This is a genomic window from Bradyrhizobium sp. PMVTL-01 (assembly GCF_051861855.1).
Lineage (GTDB): Bacteria > Pseudomonadota > Alphaproteobacteria > Rhizobiales > Xanthobacteraceae > Bradyrhizobium.
Genome location: NZ_CP193982.1, coordinates 8,024,859 through 8,043,796, shown reverse-complemented (window position 1 = coordinate 8,043,796; position 18,938 = coordinate 8,024,859). Strand labels below are relative to the sequence as shown.

Here is an 18,938-nt window from a genome sequence, read left to right as displayed (position 1 = left end):
GTTGGGCACGAACATTTTTCGGGACATTCGCCGGTGATTTCGGCAAAGATTGTGCTTCCAAAGGCCCCGGGATCATCGACCAGCTGTGGACCATAACCCTGACGACGAGCGGCAAGTCGCGGATGAACGTCGCAGCCTGTTGGGGCTCGCGGCGATGGCTCTCATCGTAGGAGCTGCGACTGGATGTGTCGGGGCGATCTTCCGGCTTTTGCTCGTGCGTGCGGATGGTCTGCGCGATGCGATGATCGCCTGGGCCCATGGCCACGCAATCTGGGGGTTCTTCACCGTCGTCGGCGGGTGCGCCGTAGCAACCCTGGTTGCCGCGTGGATGGTGCGGCAATTCTCGCCACACGCTTCGGGCAGCGGCATTCCGCATGTCGAAGCTGTCCTGCGCGAAGAGATCCCACCGGCTCCGTTTGGTCTGGTGCCGGTGAAATTCCTCGGCGGAATACTGGCGATCGGCTCCGGGCTCGCGCTTGGGCGTGAGGGGCCGACCGTCCAGATGGGCGCCGGTATCGCGGTTTTCGCCGCGCGCCTCGGCCGACTCCGTTGGGCGGATGCCCGGGTGCTGCTCGCCGCTGGCGCCGGCGCGGGCCTTGCGACGGCCTTCAATGCGCCGATTGCCGGGCTCGTGTTTGTGCTGGAGGAACTGGTGCAGAGGTTCGAGCACCGTGTTGCCGTCGCTGCCCTTGCAGCGCTGGCAACGGCGATCCCGGTCGCACGGCTGCTGCTCGGGGTCGCACCCGACTTCGAGGTCGCGCCGTTGAGCTATCCCGGGGCTGAATCCGCCCCGCTGTTCCTGGTTCTGGGTGGCATCGCGGGTCTGCTGGCCGTCGCCTACAATCGCGCCCTGCTCGCGACCATCGCAGTTCGCGACCGGTTTGGACGGCTGCCGATCGAGCTCCGCGCCGGGTTGATCGGCGCAAGCGTCGGCCTATTGGCCTGGTTCTCGCCCGAATTGGTCGGTGGCGGAGATCAGATCACGCAGCGCGCCTTGATCGGCCATGAGAATGCGGCGATCCTGGGGGTCGCATTCCTGATCCGGTTCGGGCTCGGCGCTCTCTCATACGCGGCCGGCACGCCCGGCGGCCTGTTCGCACCCTTGCTCGTGCTGGGAGCCCAGTCCGGGCTGCTATTTGGAGAGGCTTGCCGCGTCGCCTTCCCGGCGCTCTCGATCCAGCCGGAAGCATTTGCATTGGTGGGCATGGCCGCTCTCTTCACCGGCGTCGTGCGCGCGCCGGTGACCGGCATCGTTCTGGTGGCCGAAATGACCGGTAGCGTGACCATGCTGCTGCCGATGCTGGGCGCCTGCTTCATGGCGATGCTGCTGCCCATGCTGCTGGGCAATGCACCGATCTACGATTCGCTGCGCGAGCATACGCTGCGCCTGGAGCGGCAGATCAGACAGAGATGAGATCGGTGTCATCGCCCAACGACGCCGATGCGCGCAATGTTAAAGGCCTCCGGCTTGTTCAATCGGAAATTCTGCTCGTGGGCCGCGTTTGTCGTCGGCATCGTGGGCGAACTCCGCCTGACGCCTCGATGTCGGCCGTGAGGGGTAAGCCGGAGGCCTTTGACCGGAGCGAACGGACGCGATGGACCCAACTGAGACATCGCTCCGCGCGGCTCATTCGCTCCAAGAAAGGTTTGATGCAGATCCTTACCGGAAATCTTGGCTGCCTGCTGACTAATGGATGTGCCCACGTTTCGCGGTTGGCGACCAGCCAAAATTCATTCGACGATGTCGTCGGCGACAGCGAGCAAGGTCGCGGGAAGCGATATTCCCTGGGCGCTTGCGGCCGTTCGATTTACGGCAAGCCTGAATGTTACAGGCCGCTGAACTGGAAGTGCAGAAGGGCTTTCTCCCCTGAGAACCCTGTCGACATATGATGCAGACCGACGAAACAAATCGCGCTGGTCGACTCCATAAGCGACGAGGCCGCCAGCGTTCACGAAGTACGGGAAGGGATACATGGTTAACAAGCGGCGCTGCGCGACCTTCGTGATGATCGCTTTCTGATGCGTCACGGTGAAAATGTCGGGCAAAACGATCAGGGCTTCGTATTCCGGAGAAAGGGAATCGACGAATGCCTCCATGCCATTTGTATCTGTTGCCTGGGCTGCCTCAATTCTGACGTTTGCCGCCATTCCCGCTTCATTGATTGCTTGCACGTACAGCTTTCCAAATGGACCAACCTGAGGATTGTAAAGCACGCCTACCCTTTTCACTCCCGGATTTATCTGCCGAATGATGTCGAGCCACTTGCCACCCATGCTGAATTCGTAATTGCTAAATCCGGTGACGTTGCCACCCGGCTCGGCCAAACTTGCAACAAGCCCGGTCCCTACGGGGTCGGTAACCTGAACAAAGATGATGGGAATTGTGCCAGTCGCTTCTCGCAGGCCCGCAGTTGCGGACGTCCCATCGCCGAGGATCACGTCCGGCTTCATGCCAACAAGCTCCATCGCATGAGAGCGCACAAGCTTGGGATCGCCCGCCGCAAAACGATATTCAATCGTGACGTTCTCGCCGGAGCGCCATCCTAGTCTACGTAGTGCATCTTCAAAAATCGATCCGCGGGCTGCTGCCTCCGCGTCGTTTGTGGCTCCCATCAAAACGCCAATGACGCGCTTGCTCGTAGCTTTCTGCCCAAACGCCGTCCCAGCAGTAAGCATACTCGCTAAGACAACAATCGCCTCGCGACGTTTCACGGGTGATCTCTGGGTTGGGAAATTGGTGCGATACAACTGCCAAAACGAGGGTCGAGCCGGTCGTACCGCGAGTATAGCCTTGCAACTGTATAGAGCAGCGCGAGTGCCGCCGACCCAAGGATCAGGAGAAGCCAAGCCGGTGCTCTCAGGACAAACGACAGGGCCGCGGCTAGCACGACGAACATGCTGATCAGAGGCAATCTCGATCCGACCACGGGCTCACCTCGCACCGCACGTCATCCCATCTGACAATGATAGGTCGATTCGCAATGGGGAAAGGTTCAGCACGGGAGGCGGTATTCCCTAGATGGTCACTTCGCTATTGGCGCTTAGTTGACTTGCGCTCCTCGCCTCGCAATCTCCGCTTTCGAAGGCTGAGCAGAATAGCATCGTGGAGCTGCCCAGGTCGGCCCTTGACCCTGGCTGTGTGAAAACGGCCGGAGCCGACATAGATTCTACCAGCCGTGGAGGACGTTTATTCTCCGTTCGGCACGCCAGCTAAGCGCAGACCTTCATAGATCCGCTCCCGCTGGGCCAAAAATGTAGGGTTCTGACTGCGCCGCTCGTTGCGAAATCGGGCCACGGTAAAGTTCGGGTCGAGCCGGAGGCCGGCTTCCCGCGCCGCGCTCGCCTCGTCGGTGAGCCCGCTCAGACCCGCCGTGGCGGCCAGGAAAAAATGCACCAAGGCGACGTTCGGGTTCATTTCGACCGACTTGCGCAATCGGTTCAGCGCCGGTTGCAGTCGCCCAAGAAACAAGTCTGCAATTCCGAGCAGGGCGTGCCAGCGATCCAAGCCGGGATCGCGCGGGCTCAGCCGGATTGCGTTCATGAGGTCCGCTTCCGCCTCCTCTGCACGCCCGAGCAACACCTTCGCGAAGCCCGCATTGGCGTGGGCCCAGGCCAGGTTACGATCGAGCGTGATGGCAAATTCGAATTCGCGCAGGGACCGCTCCGTCGCTCCTGAGACATGCAGTACATTGCCATAGACAAGACGTGCCGAGGCGTTGCGCGGAGCGAGATTCAACGCCTTGGTGATCGCCGTCTCGGCGATACGCAGCTGTTCGTCACGGTTTGTCGAAGCAAACGTACGAACTTCATCAGAATGATAGGTGGCAAGGCCGATCAAAGCCTCGACATTGCGATCGTCCCGCCGGAGCGCCTCTTCAAAAAGATTGCATGCCGCACGGTGGCCGCGCAACGACAGGGGCTGGTTGAGAATCGCCCAACCCCTCATTGCGAGGTCGACCGCGTCCATGCTCCCCGGCCGCTCGCGCTCGGCCCGACGGCTTTCAGCCGCGACAAGCTCGACACCGACGATCCGGGCAAGCCGTGTGGTGATCTCGTCCTGCATGTCGAATACATCGGCGCGCCGCTTGTCGAATCGCTCGGCCCAGAGGTGCGCGCCGGTCGCCGCATCGATGAGCTGAGCGTTCACGCGGACGCGATCGCCGCTGCCCTGCACGCTGCCTTCCATGACATAGCGCACGCCGAGCTCGCGGCCGACTACGCGAGCGTCCACCGGCTTGTTCTTGAAGGTGAACGCAGTATTGCGTGCGATGACGAAGGCGCCCGGGATGCGCGACAGATCGGTCGTCAGGCTTTCGGTGATGCCGTCGACAAAATAGTCCTGCTCGGGATTGCCGCCGAAATTGGTGAAAGGAAGCACGACGATGGACAGGCGTGGCGCGGCGGGCTGATGCGACGCTGAGCCGTGCCCGATCAAGTCGGGCCCTTTGCGTTTCACGGAATAGGCGCGTACGGGCCGCGCAATGTTCTTGAGGCTGTGCTCGCCCAGATCGTTGAATTCGACATCGATCTTGCCGCTGACCTGATCATGGGCTGATGCGGAAATGCAAATACCACCCGGCTCGGCGATCCCCTCGAGCCGGGCCGCGATGTTGACGCCGTCGCCGAAGATATCGTTCGCCTCGACGATGACGTCGCCGATATTGATGCCGACGCGGAAGACAATATGGTCCTCTTCCGCCTCTTGGGCTGCGAGATTTCCAATGCCAGCCTGGAAATGCTCGGCTGCTCGAACTGCTTCGACCGCGCTCGGGAACTCGGCGAGGAAGCCGTCGCCGGTGTATTTGACGATGCGGCCTCCGTGTTCCGCGATGGCCGGCTCGATGACATCTGTCAGAAGCGCGGTCAGGCGCGCGTGCGTAGCCTCTTCGTCATTGTGCATGAGCCGCGAATAGCCGGCTACGTCGGCAACCATGATCGCCGCCAACCTGCGTCCTCGGGATGCCCCCTCCTGCGCCATGACCGCTCCACGTGTCGGTCGAGTGTAGAGGGGATCAGACAACAATTCCAGCTGTTCGGAAAAGTAGCCCTGGGCCGACCGCGCCCCGGGAACATGTATTTCGTCGGATCATCAATCCGCGGCATCTGCGGGCGTGTAGAATGCTCGATATGTCGCTGCAGCACCCACAGATTGGCTGAGGACCCAAGTGACGAACCTCTCTGGGGATCGATTTATGTCGGCTATTGGCCGTGCCTGACCTAGCTCAAAGCGCCTGGAGCTCTGCTTGCCGTAGGTGACCTGAACTGGCGATGTGAGCGGGCCACGGCATGTGGAGGGCTTCGGATGCCGGCCGCTTGAGGGACGGCGCCGCGTATTCTGCGGCCGGCGTCCGAAAGCCTCCAGGGGAGGAAACCGCGCTGGTGGGACGTAGGAGGATGCCGCGTGATCGAGCTAAGTCGCGTCAGTCTTCATAAGCTTTGCAAGGGGCAATACATTGAGAAAGCTTCTGTCCGCGGGTCCGGCAGTCGCGCCTTTATTTCGTGAACATTGGTCTTGTTGGCGCGGGGGGCGGTGCCGCCGCAGGCGCAAGATTGAACGTCAGCCAGACATTCCAACCCGCGGGCCGATTTTCGTTGGCGAATTCGCCGTAAGCCTTCAGGTTGAGATAGCCCTGCAGTTTGTCATTGATCGGGAAGATGTAGCCGAGCTGCGGGCCGACACTGGCCACGGCAGCCGACGCGATCGCCGGAGCCGCTGTCGCAGCCGAGTTGCTGATAGAGGTAACCCACGACACCGACCTGCCACTGCTTGGTCAGGAATTGCGAAGCGCCCCAGTCGAGGTGCATGTCGACGCCGTTCTGATGGTGGGTCGCAGGATTGACGAAGTTGTAGGTGAATCCGAGCACGGCCGAAGCTTCGCGCCCGGTCTTTTGGTCGAAATAAGTGTAGCCGCCGCCGACGTCGATCGCCCAGTGCCCGAGCCCTATATTGCGAGACGGTCCGACTGATAGGCGCCGACCGGGATGTCCCCGGTGATGTAGGTCATGTAGTTGTCGACCCCGGCATTCCACTTCAGCTGGAACATTGGCAGCAAATCGCCAAACGCCGGGAGTGAGCTATCGATGGTGTCGAAGCGAGAGAAGGGGATCGCGCCTGCCGGTGTCGTCAACGCGCCTGCCGACCCGCCAGCGATGTAGAGTTGGAACCGTAGCCTCCCAGCAGGCTCGCAGAAGCCTGAGCGCCCAGCACAGGGGTCGCGAAGGTGTAGGTCCCGGCAACGAGGCCAAGATCCACATTGGCCTTGACGTTCGCGCTCACGGTGGCCGTCAGATTCCCGGGAATGCGACCAATCGTGATCTCGCGTGCACGCGCCACATCGGCGCCGGCGGAAACCGAGGTGTGATAATAAATCGTGCTTACCGACCACCCTGGCGCCTGCGCCGGGACAGCGGCAAGGCTGCCGAAGAACCCGGGTATCCAGAAGCCGACGCCGCCTTCATCGGCGCGAGCGATTTGAACAGGAAGCACGAGCAGAGCTGCGACCGACCCACCACACAGGTAAAACTTCAGTCGAGAAACGTGAATTCCGAGCCAAATCGAAGGCGTTGCATCGCCGCCCCCTATTTCTTGCTGCCTTCTTTTCCTGGCCGAACATTCCGGCTGCGTTGACCTGACGCAGTGTAGCGCGAGCAACCGAGCGTCTATCGGAAACTCGGCAAGACCCCCGCTGCCACTTTGTTCTTTCAAAACCGTGACTGGGGCGCCACGATTACGACAATAGTGCTGTCCTAGATGTCTGGCGGGCCGCACATCTTCACGCGAAGAGCCTCGGCGAGTGGCTCACCCGATCCGAGTCAGCTCACACATCGCACGATTTGATTTTTCCCGCAGCAACTGCGTCGCTCAGCGCTCAAACCGAGCCTTGCTGGCGTTGATCAAGCAGTAAGCGATGCCCTGGTGACGCGCCTTTTTCATTTTGCGATGTCGCCTGCTGGCCCGAAGGTGCCCTTCGAAGCAACTCGCCGTTAGGTTTGCTCTTCCGAGCAGAGCGGACGCACGACAGGACTGGTCGGCACAGCCGGTTTTGACCCGAAACATTGGCTAAGCCCGATCAACCACGCAAAATCGCCAAATGACTGCACCGATCGATACAACTACTCTCCCCCACAATTATCGCCCCGATATCGACGGATTGAGGGCGGTGGCTGTGCTTTCGGTGGTGATCTTCCACGCGTTCCCTGATGAAGCGTGGCTGCCCGGCGGCTTTGTTGGCGTAGACGTGTTTTTCGTCATCTCCGGATATCTCATCTCGAGAATCCTGTTCAGTGAAATAGAGCAGCGCCGGTTCTCCTTAGCGAGCTTTTATCGGCGCCGCATCAGGCGCATCTTTCCCGCGCTCGCTGTTTGCCTCGCCGCGGTGTTGGCATATGGTTTCGTCGTGTTGATGCCCTCGCAACTTGCTCAGCTCGGCAAGCAAGTCTTTTTCGGGGCCGCCTTCCTGTCTAACTTCGCGCTCTGGAGGGAGAGCGGATACTTTGACAGTGCCGCTACTTCAAAGCCACTACTGCATCTTTGGTCTTTGGGTATCGAGGAGCAGTTCTATATCCTCTGGCCACCGCTGCTTTGGATCGCCTTCAAGCTAAAGGCCGCGATTGGGCGTTTGATAGTTGCGCTGCTGGTGGCCTCCTTTGCGGTCAATATCGCGGTCTCGCTCACTGACACGTCGAGCGACTTCTACCTGCCGATCTCGCGCTTCTGGGAACTACTCGCCGGCGCAGCACTGGCTTGGCGCCCGGACATCAACCTCAAAGGGGGCCTTAAGCACGTAATTTCATTGGCGGGCATGGCAGCCGTCTTGATATCCGCGAGATTGTTTGCATCGGAGATGCGCTTTCCCGGCTGGCTCGCTTTGCTGCCCGTGGCGGGTGCGGTTGCGGTCATTCTGGCCGGATCAAATGCCGTTATCAACAAAGCCATTCTTTCAAATCGCGTCGCGGTGTCCATAGGGCTCATCAGCTATCCCCTATACCTGTGGCACTGGCCACTGATCGCCTTTTCTTATGTTATCCGAGGGAAGCCCCCGACCTTATTTATGGCCTTCGGAATTGTGATCGCGAGCTTGCTGTTGGCTTGGGCCACGTACCGTTTTATTGAACGCCCTGTTCGCCTTAGTTCTAACCGCTCGCGGCCCACTCATATTGTCGCAGCCTGCGTCGCCATGGTCGGTGCTTGTGGCTTGGCGGTATGGGCCATTGGCGGTGTGCCGCAACGTTTTCGCAACAGCCTCGATCTGGAAAAACTAAACGCCGCCACTCTTGAGGCGATCTACGCGCCTACGAACGGCATGACCGTTCTTGAGTACGACAGTCGCGGACATTCCATGGTGGCTCAAATCGGCCAAGGCGCTCGCAAGGTCGCGCTGGCGGGCAACAGTATGGTGTTTCACTATGGCCCTCGTCTGCAGCAACTCGCAGACGAAGGGCGCTTGGCGGTCCGTGCTTATTTCGTGACAGGCCCAGCCTGCCCGCTGGTGCCTGGTGTGATCGCTCGCGATGAATTCGCAAATTGCGCTAAAGTCGCGAACCGATTGTCAGAATTGGTACAAAGAGAGAAGGTCCAAACGGTCGTTCTCAGTCCTCATTACTGGCCCAGGAAAAATGCCTTCGTCGAACGAGAGGGTAAGTCTATTCCTCTGGATGGCGGAGAGGAAGGAAGGCGTGCTTTCTATGCCAACCTCGAAGATTATGTTCGCGAACTGAAACTGAATGCGACAGTTTACCTCGTATTGGGTGCGCCGCAGTCTTCTACCGGACTCAACCCTCAACGTATGGTCACGCGGGGTATCACCGGCATTCGCGCCGATCCGAATGTTGAGAACTCCGTCCCGGTCGCCGATTTGCGAACGGTGAATGCTGAGCATGACGCCGAATTGCGTGCCGTCGCGGAACGCACCGGAGCGAAGATCCTGGATGTCTTTCCCGACGTCTGCGGGAACGGTGAAACGTGCTCAGCCTTTTTCGGAGCACGCGACCCGAAATTTTCCGACGGGGCCCATCTTCGTCCTGCCTTCGTACGGAACCATTTGCATTTTCTTGATTTCTTGTTGATGTAGTTGTCTCTCGCCTTCCCGGAATGTGCGAAGCTGGCCCGCGGCTGACCCTGGCTCAGAGCGGCGCGAGGTCTGCTTCCTGAAGTGACCCGAACAGGGCCGTGCAAGCTGGCCAAGGCAGCCTTTGACCCACACCCGAAGTGACAACCGGCATTGAGGGGGCAGTGGCCTATGTTCTTGCCCTCAGTCCTTTGCAGCGTCGGTACTTCCGAGAATCCGACAGGCCGGGCGACAGCCAGTTTCGATCAAGGCGAGCGGCATTGTCGATGGCCGCCACAATATTTGCCCGTAGGAAAGGAGCAATCCGGTTGCACTACGCCGACCTTCTCGTAGACCAGAGGATAGCGTTAGTGAGGATTTTCTGGCAGCGCGGGTCCTGCCAGACCGACGCCTCGTGGCCAAGCGCCGAATAGAACACTCGCCCCTCGCCGTAAAATCGTTTCCAGGCGAGCGGCCAACCATAGAAGCGTTGATGCACACCGGCCTTATTGAGGTCCACCGAACTTTGGTCGAGGCGCAGGAGCACGCGTGATCCGCGATAGTCGAAGTCGCTGATCTGGTAGATTTCATCGTTCAACTGCAACGAATTCCCCAGAAACGCCACCAGTGGATCTGCAGCCACCTCGATGGTCACACCCTGATGCCAGGGATGACCGTTGAAGTAGCCGCCGATCAGATCGAGATAGTCTGGCCAAGTGTAGAATGTGTCCGTGGCCGAGTGAACGCCGAGAAAGCCACGTCCCGAGCGCACAAAGTTGAGAAGTGCTATCTTTTGGGCGCCGCTCATCGGAATTTCGCCACTTGTGTAGAACATCACAGCGGCGTACCGCTCGAGGTTTCCGGTGGAAAATTCAGACAAGTCTTCCGTTGCGATGACTTCGAAGCCACCGGAATTCCTTCCAAGCTGCGTCAGGATTGCTTCGGAAAGTGGTATGACGTCGTGCCGATAGCCGGCCGAGTAGGTGAAATAGAGGACACGTTCTGGCGGGCGCTCTGCACGCGCGCCGAGCGGTCGGATTGCCGCCGCGCTGCTGACGAGTGCGATGAACTCGCGTCGCGTCACAACCCTCTCCCGATGCTTAACCGGCCGGAAAAGCTTACCAGATATCAGCGCGCCGCGCGCCCTGCGGCGCCGCCCTACGCTCGCGGTTCATTTGATAGCCTCGACTCGGCAATGTCGCTGACTTCCAGAAACGAACCGGCCATGTCCGGTCTCGAAGCTAGAACGCCATGGCCTGCTTCAGGGGCTGATCGATTGATGAGTGCACGCCCTGGCGCATCCGGAGTCGCTGGGTAGGCCGCAAGGTGCGGATTGCCGGGAAGCATCCCCCAACAGGTCGAACGGGCGCGCAACAGTCTGCGCGCGGGACGCGGTGCGAAGCTCGAGGATATCGATGCGGGCGGAGACCGGGCTCGCTCTATCCCACGTGCCCGATCATGCCATTCTGCGCCTGTTTTGCCCGACGGCGCAACGATTGTTTGCCCGACGGGTCAAACGTCTTCGCCGGACATCTAAACCATTGATCCCACTAGGGCCGGCTACTGTGCATGGGGTTGTTTTCGAACATCTTTGTTTGGGAGGCACGAGAGCATCGCGCTCTGGCCCGCTACTTCATCACCCGGAGGCCCTTGGTCGTGAACCGCTGCGTCTTGCCGCCGGGCCGAACGGGGCGCTTGGTGCCGGCGGCCTTGCCGGTGCCGGGCGGCTGCTGCGCGGGGACGAGCTGGTGGGGCTGCGAGCCGATCAGGTCGCGGCGGCCCATCTCGATCAAGGCCTCGCGCAGCACCGGCCAGTTGTCGGGGTCGTGATAGCGCAAAAATGCCTTGTGCAGGCGGCGCTGGCGCAGGCCCTTGATCGCATCGACCTTGTCGCTGCCGCCGTGGCGCACGCCGCGCAGCGGATTGACGCCGGTGTGGTACATCGCGGTCGCGGTCGCCATCGGCGAGGGCAGGAAGGTCTGCACCTGATCGGCGCGGTAGCGGTTCTTCTTCAGCCACAGCGCGAGGTTCATCATGTCCTCGTCCGTCGTGCCCGGATGCGCCGCGATGAAATAGGGGATCAGGTAATATTTCTTGCCGGCCCGCTCGGCTGCTTCATCGAACATCCGCTTGAACTTGTCGTAAGCGCCGATGCCCGGCTTCATCATCTTGTCGAGCGGACCGCGCTCGGTGTGCTCGGGTGCAATCTTGAGGTAGCCGCCGACGTGATGGGTGACGAGCTCCTTGATGTATTCGGGGCTCTCGACCGCGAGGTCGTAGCGCACGCCCGAGGCGACCATCACCTTCTTGATGCCACGGGTCTCGCGCACCTTGCGATAGAGCCGGATCAGGTCGTCATGCGAGGTGTTGAGGTTCGGGCAGATCTCCGGGAAAACGCAGGACGGCCGGCGGCACGCCGCCTCGACCTTCGGGTCCTTGCAGGCCATCCGGTACATGTTGGCGGTGGGGCCGCCGATATCTGAGATCACGCCGGTGAAGCCCGGGGTCTTGTCGCGGATGCGTTCGATCTCGCGCAGGATCGAGCCCTCGGAGCGGTTCTGGATGATGCGGCCCTCGTGCTCGGTGATCGAGCAGAAGGTGCAGCCGCCAAAGCAGCCGCGCATGATCGTCACCGAAAACTTGATCATCTCCCAGGCGGGGATTCGCGCCTCGCCATAGGAGGGATGCGGCGCGCGGGCGTAGGGCAGGTCGTAGACCGCGTCCATCTCCTCGGTGGTGAGCGGGATCGGCGGCGGGTTGAGCCAGAGGTCGCGGTCGCCATGACGCTGCACCAGCGGCCGCGCATTGCCGGGATTGCTCTCACGATGCAGCACGCGTGAGGCGCGGGCATAGGCCTCGCGGTCCTGCTCGACCTGCTCCAGTGCTGGCAGCCGGATCACGGTCGCGCCCTTCTGGCGCGTTGCGCCCTCGTCGGCGGAATCGAGATCGTCCGCGTGGAGTTCAACGTAGTGTTCGGGCACGCGCCGGAACAGCGCGACGCCCCTGATGTCGTCGAGCTCGCGCGGCGCTTCGCCGGCGGCGAGCCGCTGCGCCACCTCGACCACGGCGCGCTCGGCATTGCCGTAGAGTAGCAAGTCCGCCTTGGCGTCGGCCAGCACCGAGCGGCGCACCTTGTCGGACCAGTAGTCGTAATGCGCGATCCGGCGCAGCGAGGCCTCGATGCCGCCGAGCACGATCGGGACATCCTTGAACGCCTCGCGGCAGCGCTGGGCGTAGACGATGGTGCAGCGGTCCGGCCGCTTGCCGCCTTCACCCCCCGCTGTATAGGCATCGTCGCTGCGGATGCGCCGGTCCGCGGTGTAGCGGTTCACCATGGAATCCATGTTGCCGCCGGTGACGCCGAAGAACACCTTTGGCTTGCCTAACGCCCTAAACGGCTCGGCCGAATGCCAGTCCGGCTGCGCGATGATGCCGACCCTGAATCCTTGCGCCTCGAGCAGGCGGCCGATGATGGCCATGCCGAAGCTGGGATGGTCGACATAGGCGTCCCCGGTCACCAGCACGATGTCGCAGGCATCCCAGCCGAGCGCATCCATCTCGGCGCGGCTCGTCGGGAGGAACGGCGCGGCCTTGCGCGGGCGGGCCTTGGCCATCAGGGGCTTTTCGGCGGTGATGATCTGGGTGTCCATGGCGCCTACGCATAGGACTCCACGCCTGCGAATTCAACCGGCCGCCATGCCGCCTTCGCTGATTAGGGTTCCCCCAATGGCGCACAATGTGCGCTGCTGGCGGTCTTCCCGGTCGCCATCTCCTGCATTTGTCGCGTCGATGCAACCTGCAGGTATCGTCTTGACGCATTGAGTGGCGCAACGATCACATCCGCCGGCATTGTGGTTCACTTGCAGGAACCAACCGCCCGCGCGAACATTCTGACCTTGGCGCCCGCGCGAGCCCCCGCTCGCGCGCGCCCCGACAATTCCGCCAGCGCCGCTGGCCGGATTTCTGCCCCGACGCTCGCTTCGGGGCGATGGGGGGCTTGTGAGCACGGTCATAGAGAACTTGCTGGCGCGAAAGCAGAAGCTCGTGGAGGAACTCGAGAAGGCGCGGGTCGTCGAGGACCGCGACAGGATCGAGCACCAGCTCGAGCAGATCAACACCGCGCTGGACTTTCTGGACCGGCCGGGATCGAGGGACGCGCGGTAGTCGCGCTCAATCCGCCTTCAGCGCGTCCACTTTCAAGGCCTTCGCATAGACCACGCCCGAATTGGTGATGTGCGTCGTCATCAGCTGTTCGAAAGCGGCGAACTCGCCACGCGCGAACAGCTCCAGCAGCTTGCGATGCTCGTCGAATGAGGTGCGGGTCCTGACATCGATCGGCGAGGTCAGGTTGGTGCGGAGCGCGGCGACCCGGCCGGAGACGAGCTGGTAGGATTCGACGAGGTAATTGTTGCCGCAATAAGCGAACAGCGCCTCGTGGAACGCGGCATCGGCGCGGCCATAGGCGATATTGTCCCTGGCCGCGACGGCAGGCTCCATCGCCGCGATCGCGTCGCTCATCGCGGCGATCGCTCCCTCCCGATCATGGTGAAAGGCGAGCGCGGCCGCCTTGGGCTCCAGCGCGATGCGGAAGGTGCAGAGCGCGGTGATGTCGTCGGCGCTCGGCGTGAAAACGAAGCTGCCGACCTGCGGGCGGATCACCACGAGCCCCTGCGCCTGCAACTGGCCCATCGCCTCGCGCACCGGCGTGCGGCTAACGCCGAAGGAATTTGCCACCCTCTCTTCCGAGATCGCTGCACCCAGCGCGAACTCGCCGTCGACGATGGCCTGGCGCAGCCGCTGCATCACGCGCTGCGACAGCGATTTCGGTGTATCGAGCTTGAGCGATCGCATGCGCCTTCCCGCTCAGATCACCTTGCCGGGATTGAGCAGATGATCGGGATCGAGCGCGGCCTTCAGCGTCCGCATCAGCGCGATCTCGGCCTCGCTCCTGGCATGGCCCAGCCACTTCTTCTTCAAGGTGCCGATGCCGTGCTCGGCGGAAACGCTGCCGCCCATCTCGCGGACGAGACCATAGATGATCGCGTCCATGTCCTCTTTCGGCTGCTGCTCGACCGTGAGGCCGCTGACCCAGGAGACCAGATGCAGATTGCCGTCGCCGATATGGCCGTAATAGACGCTCTCGCAGCCCTCGATACCGCCAGCCAACGCGGCCTTGCAGCGCGTGACGAATTCGTCCATCCATGCCACCGCAAGGCCGATGTCGTAGGAGATGTGCGGGCCCAGCACCTGGCCGAACTCGGCGCAGATGTCGCGCACGCGCCAGAAGGCTTGCGTCTGTGCCAGCGACTGCGCCACGGCGGCATCGGGCAGCAGCCCGCGCTGCATCAGCTCCTCGAGCCAGCTCTGGAAGCGCGGCGCATCGATGCTCTCGTCGGTGCCTTGCGCCTCGACCAGCACGTAGAGACCATGGCCTGCCGCGACCGGCGGTTTTACGCCGGCGCGAGTCGTGATCACGTCCCAATAATCCGGCCACATCACCTCGAACGCCGACAGCAGCGGACCGAGACCCGAACGCGCGGCATCGAGCAGCGCGATCACCGCGGCATAGTCCTTCAGCGCGCAGAGCGCTGCCATGGTCGAGCGCGGCTTCGGGAACAGCTTCAGCACGACGCGGGTGATGATGCCGAGCGTGCCTTCCGAGCCGATGAAGAGATGCTTCAGATCGTAACCGGCATTGTTCTTCATCAGCTTGTTGAGATTGGTGATGATGGTGCCGTCAGGCAGCACCACTTCGAGGCCGAGCACCAGCTCGCGCGTCATGCCGTAGCGGATCACGCGGTTGCCGCCCGCATTGGTGGAGAGATTGCCGCCGATGGCGCAGGAGCCGCGCGAGCCGAGATCGAGCGGAAAGAACAAGCCGGCCTCGTCGGCGGCCTTCTGGATCGTCTCCAGCGGCGTGCCCGCCTTCACCGTCATCGTCATCGTCGCGCGATCGATCTCCTCGATGCCGGTCATGCGCTCCAGCGAGATCGCGACCCAGCCGGCTTCGGGCGAGGCGCCGCGGCACAGCCCGGTCAATCCGCCCTGCGGCACGAACGGCAGGCGCGCCTGCCGGCAGGCCAGAACCGCATCGGCAACGCCCTGCGCATCGAGCGGTCGGATCACCGCGCGCGGCGTCTGCGGCAGGCTCGCGCTCCAGTCATTGCAATTGCGCGCCGGCACGTCCGCACCAACAAGCACGGCGGCTGCGCCGAGCCTGTCGCGCAACGCGCCGAGCAACTGATCGGGTCGTCCAACAGGGGTCACCATGTTCATGCGAGACCTCTTAAGGATTCGGCTGCGACTCATGCGCGCCGCGATGGTGGAAAGGGTTTGCGTCCGCCTTGTATGTAAGGTACAAGGTAAAAAGTAAAGCAAAAACATGGCTCCGTCTGGCTGAGAAAGATCGTTAGCGTTCAGAGGCTTAGCCGGCTCAGCAATCAGAGGGTAGTGTGATGACGGAGGCGATTCGCGGGTTCTGGGTGGCGTCGGCGACGCCGCTGGCGACGGACGGCAGCGTGGACTCCGCAAAGCTCGCCGCGCATGCCAAGCAACTCTTCAGCAAAGGCGTCGAGGGCGTCGTGCTGTTCGGCACCACCGGTGAGGGCACTTCGTTCAATGCCGCCGAACGCATCGCGACCATCGAGGCGCTGCTCGAGAGCGGCGTCGCTGCGGAGCGCATCGGAATCGGCGGCGGCTTTCCCGCCATCACCGACAGCATCGCGCTGACGCGTGCCGTGCTCGGCCTCGGCCTGCGCCACGTGTTGCTGTTGCCGCCTTACTTCGATCGCAACGTCACGCCCGAGGGTATCGAGGATGCCTTTGCCGCGGTCATCGACGGCGTCGCGGACGATCGGCTGCGCGCTTCGCTCTATCACATCCCGCAAGTCTCGGGCGTCGCGATCCCGACGACGGTCGCCGCAAGCCTGCGCAAGCGCTACGGCAAGGTGATCGCGGGCCTCAAGGACTCCAGTGGCGACTTCAAGCAGTTCCAGGCGTTCCGCGCCGCCGCGCCAGAGCTCGCCATCACGGTCGGCAACGAAGCCGACATCACCCGCGCGATCGCCGCGGGCGGCGCCGGCACCATCTGCGGCATGGCCAATGTCGTGCCCGAGCTGGTCAAGGGCATGGTTGACGGCAAGGAAGTCGAAGAGCGCATGCAGGCCGCGATCGATGTCGTGGTGAAGACGCCGTCCCTGGTCCCGACATTGAAGGCGATCCTCGCGGCGCAGACGGGTGATGCCGGCTGGCTGCGCGTGCGTCCGCCGCTCCGCGCCCTGTCCGGCGGCAGCGCGTTCAAACGCAAGCTCGACGAGTTGGTCGCTCCCGCCATCGCGTGAGATCGCGCAGCATTGCGACCTGCTCACTGCGAACTCTCGCGCAGCGTGTCGCGATCAAACGTGCCATCAATCGGAGATCGCAATTCGGCGCTGCTCTGCGCTTAGAACGATTCAACACTAGAGCGATTCAAGCTCCGCTACGGTTCTCCTCGATCCCGGCAACTGTTACACGCGCACACTTCAACGTTCTTGACTTGAAGTGGAATGAAAGTGCGTGCCTTCGTGGATGGCCAGCGCGACAGCGGCCATCGAACCCGTGCCGGCAAGAGCCGTGCAGGTCTTCTCATCGGTGCAGCGGTGCTGCTCATCGAAACTCCCACCAACACGACGAGTGCGCAGGCGCAATCGGCTCTGCCGCCGGTAACGGTGGAAGCCCCGGCGTCGCGGCCGAAAACGGCACGCGCATCGGAGGGGGCTTCGCGCCACACGCCGGCCGCCGCGCGCCAGCGCAGCCGCAGCGCCACGGCCGCGCCTGCGGTGCCGACGCGCTCGGAGCGCGCCGCCGCCGAAGCCGCGGCGCAACAGGCCGCAAAGCTGGGGTACCGCGCGATGCCGAGCGCGACGACGCTGCGCAGCGGCGCTTTACCGCTCGACACGTCGCAGTCCGTCAACATCGTGCCGGAGCAGGTGTTGAAGGATCAGCTCCCGCGCAACATCGACGATGCCCTGATCAACATCTCGGGCATCACCCAGACCAACACGCTCGCCGGCACGCAGGACGCCGTCATTCGCCGCGGCTTCGGCGACAATCGCGACGGCTCGATCATGCGCAACGGCATGCCGCTGGTGCAGGGGCGCAGCCTCAATGCCGCTGTCGAAAGCGTCGAGGTGCTGAAAGGGCCGGCCTCGCTGCTCTACGGCATCATGGACCCCGGCGGCATCGTCAACACCATCAGCAAGCGTCCGGAGCTCTATCAGCATGGCTCGGTCACGCTGCTCGGCTCGACTTACGCGAACAACCGCAACGGGGCCGATGGCACGCTCGATATCACCGGTCCGATCGGCGACGGCGGTCTTGCCTATCGCTTCATCGGCTACGGGGTCGGCGAGGACTATTGGCGGAATTTCGGCCGTCACAGGGAAATGCTGGTGAACCCGTCGCTGGCCTGGTACGGCGACGCCACGACGGTCCAGCTGACCTATGAGCATCGCGAATTCATCTATCCCTTCGACCGCGGCACGGCTTTCGTCAACGGCGCACCGCTGGCGATTCCAAAGACGCGCCGGCTCGACGAGCCGTTCAACAACATGTGGGGCACCTCCGACCTGATACAGGGCTCGGTCGAGCAGAAGCTCGACGACAATTGGAAGGTCACGGCAGCCTACAGCTACAACACCGAGACCTACAGCGCCAATCAGCTTCGCATCACCAACGTCAATGCCAGGACCGGCGTCGAGACCCGCAGCAACGACGGCACCCGGAATTCGCTAAGCAACGCCAGCTACGGCACCTCCTATCTCCAGGGTGACGTCTGGGTGGGCGGCTTCCGCAACGAGATCCTGTTCGGCGGCGAGGCGCTGTATCGCACCATTGATCGCCACGACCTGATCCGCCAGGCCACCCCGAGCTTCAACTTCTACAACCCGATCTACGGGCTGGTCATGCCGGGCACGACCATTTCCGCAGTCGACAGCGAGCAGACCGACAAGCTCGGCACCCGCGGCTTCTTCGCCCAGGACACGTTCCATGTGAACAACTGGCTGTCCGTGGTCGGCGGCGTGCGCTGGATGGAATACGAGCAGCTCGCCGGAAAAGGCCGGCCGAAGTTCATGACGAACACGAATCTGGCGGGCGACAAGGTGCTGCCGCTCGGCGGCGTCATCTTCAAGCTGAACGACCAGCTCTCGTATTACGTGAGCTACACGCAATCGCTGAAGCCGACCTCGACCATTGCGCCGTTCGCGGGCACCACCATAGGCTTCGTGGTCACGGGGAATCTCCCGCCCGAGGAAGGCACCCAGTGGGAAACCGGCTTCAAATTCGACGTCAACAAGCGGCTGTCGGGTAACTTGGCGTTCTACGACATCCAGAAGAAGAATGTGCTGGTCAGGGACGATCTCGGCAACGGCACGGTTTCGGCGCGAACGTCCGGCGCAGCCCGGTCGCGCGGAGTCGAGTTGGACGTGACCGGCAAGCTGACCGGCGATTGGAGCATGATCGGAAGTTACGGCTATACCGATGCGCGCCTGATCAACGATCCAGATGTCGGCAACGCCAAGCTGTTCAACGCCGCGATGAACACGGCCTCGCTCTATCTCGTGTACGATTTCGGCGAGCGGTTGCCCGGACGACTGCGGCTCGGCGGCGGCGCGCACTATGTCGGTGACCGGCCGGCCGATTCCGCCAACTCATTCTTTCTGCCGGCCTATACCGTCGCTGACGTCTTTGCGACCTACGACACGGAGATCGACAACCTGCCTGTGACCTATCAGTTCAACGTCAAGAACCTGTTCGACAAGGTCTACTATACGTCCACCACCGGGAGCGCTTTAGCCGTCGCTATGGCCGATGCCCGGCGCTTCTCGCTGTCGGCGACGGTGAGCTTCTAGC

Annotated in this window: 12 protein-coding genes and 1 pseudogene; 5 read left to right on the top strand and 8 right to left on the bottom strand. The window is 62.4% G+C overall.

Translation table 11 applies throughout. The annotated features are described in order from the left end of the window. Positions 1–154: 154 nt before the first annotated feature. Complete coding sequence (gene clcA / locus ACRQ5Q_RS38770) at positions 155–1,414, top strand: H(+)/Cl(-) exchange transporter ClcA (protein WP_439375738.1); 1,260 nt, start codon at positions 155–157, stop codon at positions 1,412–1,414. A 317-nt stretch (positions 1,415–1,731) separates the two neighbouring features. Here clcA and ACRQ5Q_RS38765 read toward each other — a convergent pair whose 3' ends face one another. The 4 genes and pseudogenes from ACRQ5Q_RS38765 to ACRQ5Q_RS38750 form a co-directional block, all read right to left on the bottom strand. After that, a complete protein-coding gene (locus ACRQ5Q_RS38765) occupies positions 1,732–2,712 on the bottom strand; it encodes an ABC transporter substrate-binding protein (protein WP_439371522.1) in 981 nt (326 codons plus the stop codon). 475 nt (positions 2,713–3,187) lie between these two features. Continuing rightward, positions 3,188–4,945 carry an adenylate/guanylate cyclase domain-containing protein gene (locus ACRQ5Q_RS38760; RefSeq protein ID WP_439395054.1) on the bottom strand — a complete coding sequence of 586 codons (1,758 nt, stop codon included), beginning with the start codon at positions 4,943–4,945 and terminating at the stop codon, positions 3,188–3,190. Positions 4,946–5,492: 547 nt separating this feature from the next. Continuing rightward, positions 5,493–5,925, bottom strand: a pseudogene (locus ACRQ5Q_RS38755) (SphA family protein). Between the two features lie 199 nt (positions 5,926–6,124). After that, positions 6,125–6,487: a hypothetical protein gene (locus ACRQ5Q_RS38750; RefSeq protein ID WP_439395052.1), complete on the bottom strand. Its 363-nt coding sequence runs from the start codon at positions 6,485–6,487 to the stop codon at positions 6,125–6,127. 604 nt (positions 6,488–7,091) lie between these two features. On the opposite strand from ACRQ5Q_RS38750, the gene ACRQ5Q_RS38745 reads away from it, so the two are divergent. Further along, on the top strand, positions 7,092–9,071 hold the full coding sequence (locus tag ACRQ5Q_RS38745) for an acyltransferase family protein (protein ID WP_439395050.1): 1,980 nt from the start codon (positions 7,092–7,094) through the stop codon (positions 9,069–9,071). Positions 9,072–9,381: 310 nt separating this feature from the next. On the opposite strand, the gene ACRQ5Q_RS38740 is transcribed toward ACRQ5Q_RS38745, so the two are convergent. After that, entirely contained in the window at positions 9,382–10,131 is a 750-nt protein-coding gene (locus ACRQ5Q_RS38740; protein WP_439371518.1) for a ThuA domain-containing protein, read from the bottom strand. 544 nt (positions 10,132–10,675) lie between these two features. Continuing rightward, entirely contained in the window at positions 10,676–12,697 is a 2,022-nt protein-coding gene (locus ACRQ5Q_RS38735; protein ID WP_439395048.1) for a YgiQ family radical SAM protein, read from the bottom strand. A gap of 349 nt (positions 12,698–13,046) precedes the next feature. Between ACRQ5Q_RS38735 and ACRQ5Q_RS38730 the strand changes: the two genes are divergently transcribed. Then, positions 13,047–13,211: a hypothetical protein gene (locus tag ACRQ5Q_RS38730; RefSeq protein ID WP_439371516.1), complete on the top strand. Its 165-nt coding sequence runs from the start codon at positions 13,047–13,049 to the stop codon at positions 13,209–13,211. Between the two features lie 6 nt (positions 13,212–13,217). Here the strand turns inward: ACRQ5Q_RS38730 and ACRQ5Q_RS38725 are convergent, their stop codons facing one another. Then, a complete protein-coding gene (locus ACRQ5Q_RS38725; RefSeq protein WP_439371515.1) occupies positions 13,218–13,898 on the bottom strand; it encodes a GntR family transcriptional regulator in 681 nt (226 codons plus the stop codon). Positions 13,899–13,910: 12 nt separating this feature from the next. Continuing rightward, on the bottom strand, positions 13,911–15,323 hold the full coding sequence (locus tag ACRQ5Q_RS38720) for an FAD-binding oxidoreductase (protein ID WP_439395046.1): 1,413 nt from the start codon (positions 15,321–15,323) through the stop codon (positions 13,911–13,913). A 179-nt stretch (positions 15,324–15,502) separates the two neighbouring features. Between ACRQ5Q_RS38720 and ACRQ5Q_RS38715 the strand changes: the two genes are divergently transcribed. After that, positions 15,503–16,387, top strand: coding sequence for a dihydrodipicolinate synthase family protein (locus ACRQ5Q_RS38715; protein WP_439395045.1), 885 nt, complete (start codon positions 15,503–15,505; stop codon positions 16,385–16,387). A gap of 204 nt (positions 16,388–16,591) precedes the next feature. After that, complete coding sequence (locus ACRQ5Q_RS38710) at positions 16,592–18,937, top strand: TonB-dependent siderophore receptor (RefSeq protein ID WP_439395043.1); 2,346 nt, start codon at positions 16,592–16,594, stop codon at positions 18,935–18,937. Position 18,938: the final 1 nt, after the last annotated feature.

Bases quoted from the DNA above. Each gene is read 5' to 3' on its own strand.
- clcA (WP_439375738.1), top strand. From the start codon at position 155: ATGGCTCTCATCGTAGGAGCTGCGACTGGATGTGTCGGGGCGATCTTC.
- ACRQ5Q_RS38745 (WP_439395050.1), top strand. From the start codon at position 7,092: ATGACTGCACCGATCGATACAACTACTCTCCCCCACAATTATCGCCCC.
- ACRQ5Q_RS38735 (WP_439395048.1), bottom strand. From the start codon at position 12,697: ATGGACACCCAGATCATCACCGCCGAAAAGCCCCTGATGGCCAAGGCC.
- ACRQ5Q_RS38725 (WP_439371515.1), bottom strand. From the start codon at position 13,898: ATGCGATCGCTCAAGCTCGATACACCGAAATCGCTGTCGCAGCGCGTG.
- ACRQ5Q_RS38720 (WP_439395046.1), bottom strand. From the start codon at position 15,323: ATGAACATGGTGACCCCTGTTGGACGACCCGATCAGTTGCTCGGCGCG.
- ACRQ5Q_RS38715 (WP_439395045.1), top strand. From the start codon at position 15,503: ATGACGGAGGCGATTCGCGGGTTCTGGGTGGCGTCGGCGACGCCGCTG.
- ACRQ5Q_RS38710 (WP_439395043.1), top strand. From the start codon at position 16,592: ATGAAAGTGCGTGCCTTCGTGGATGGCCAGCGCGACAGCGGCCATCGA.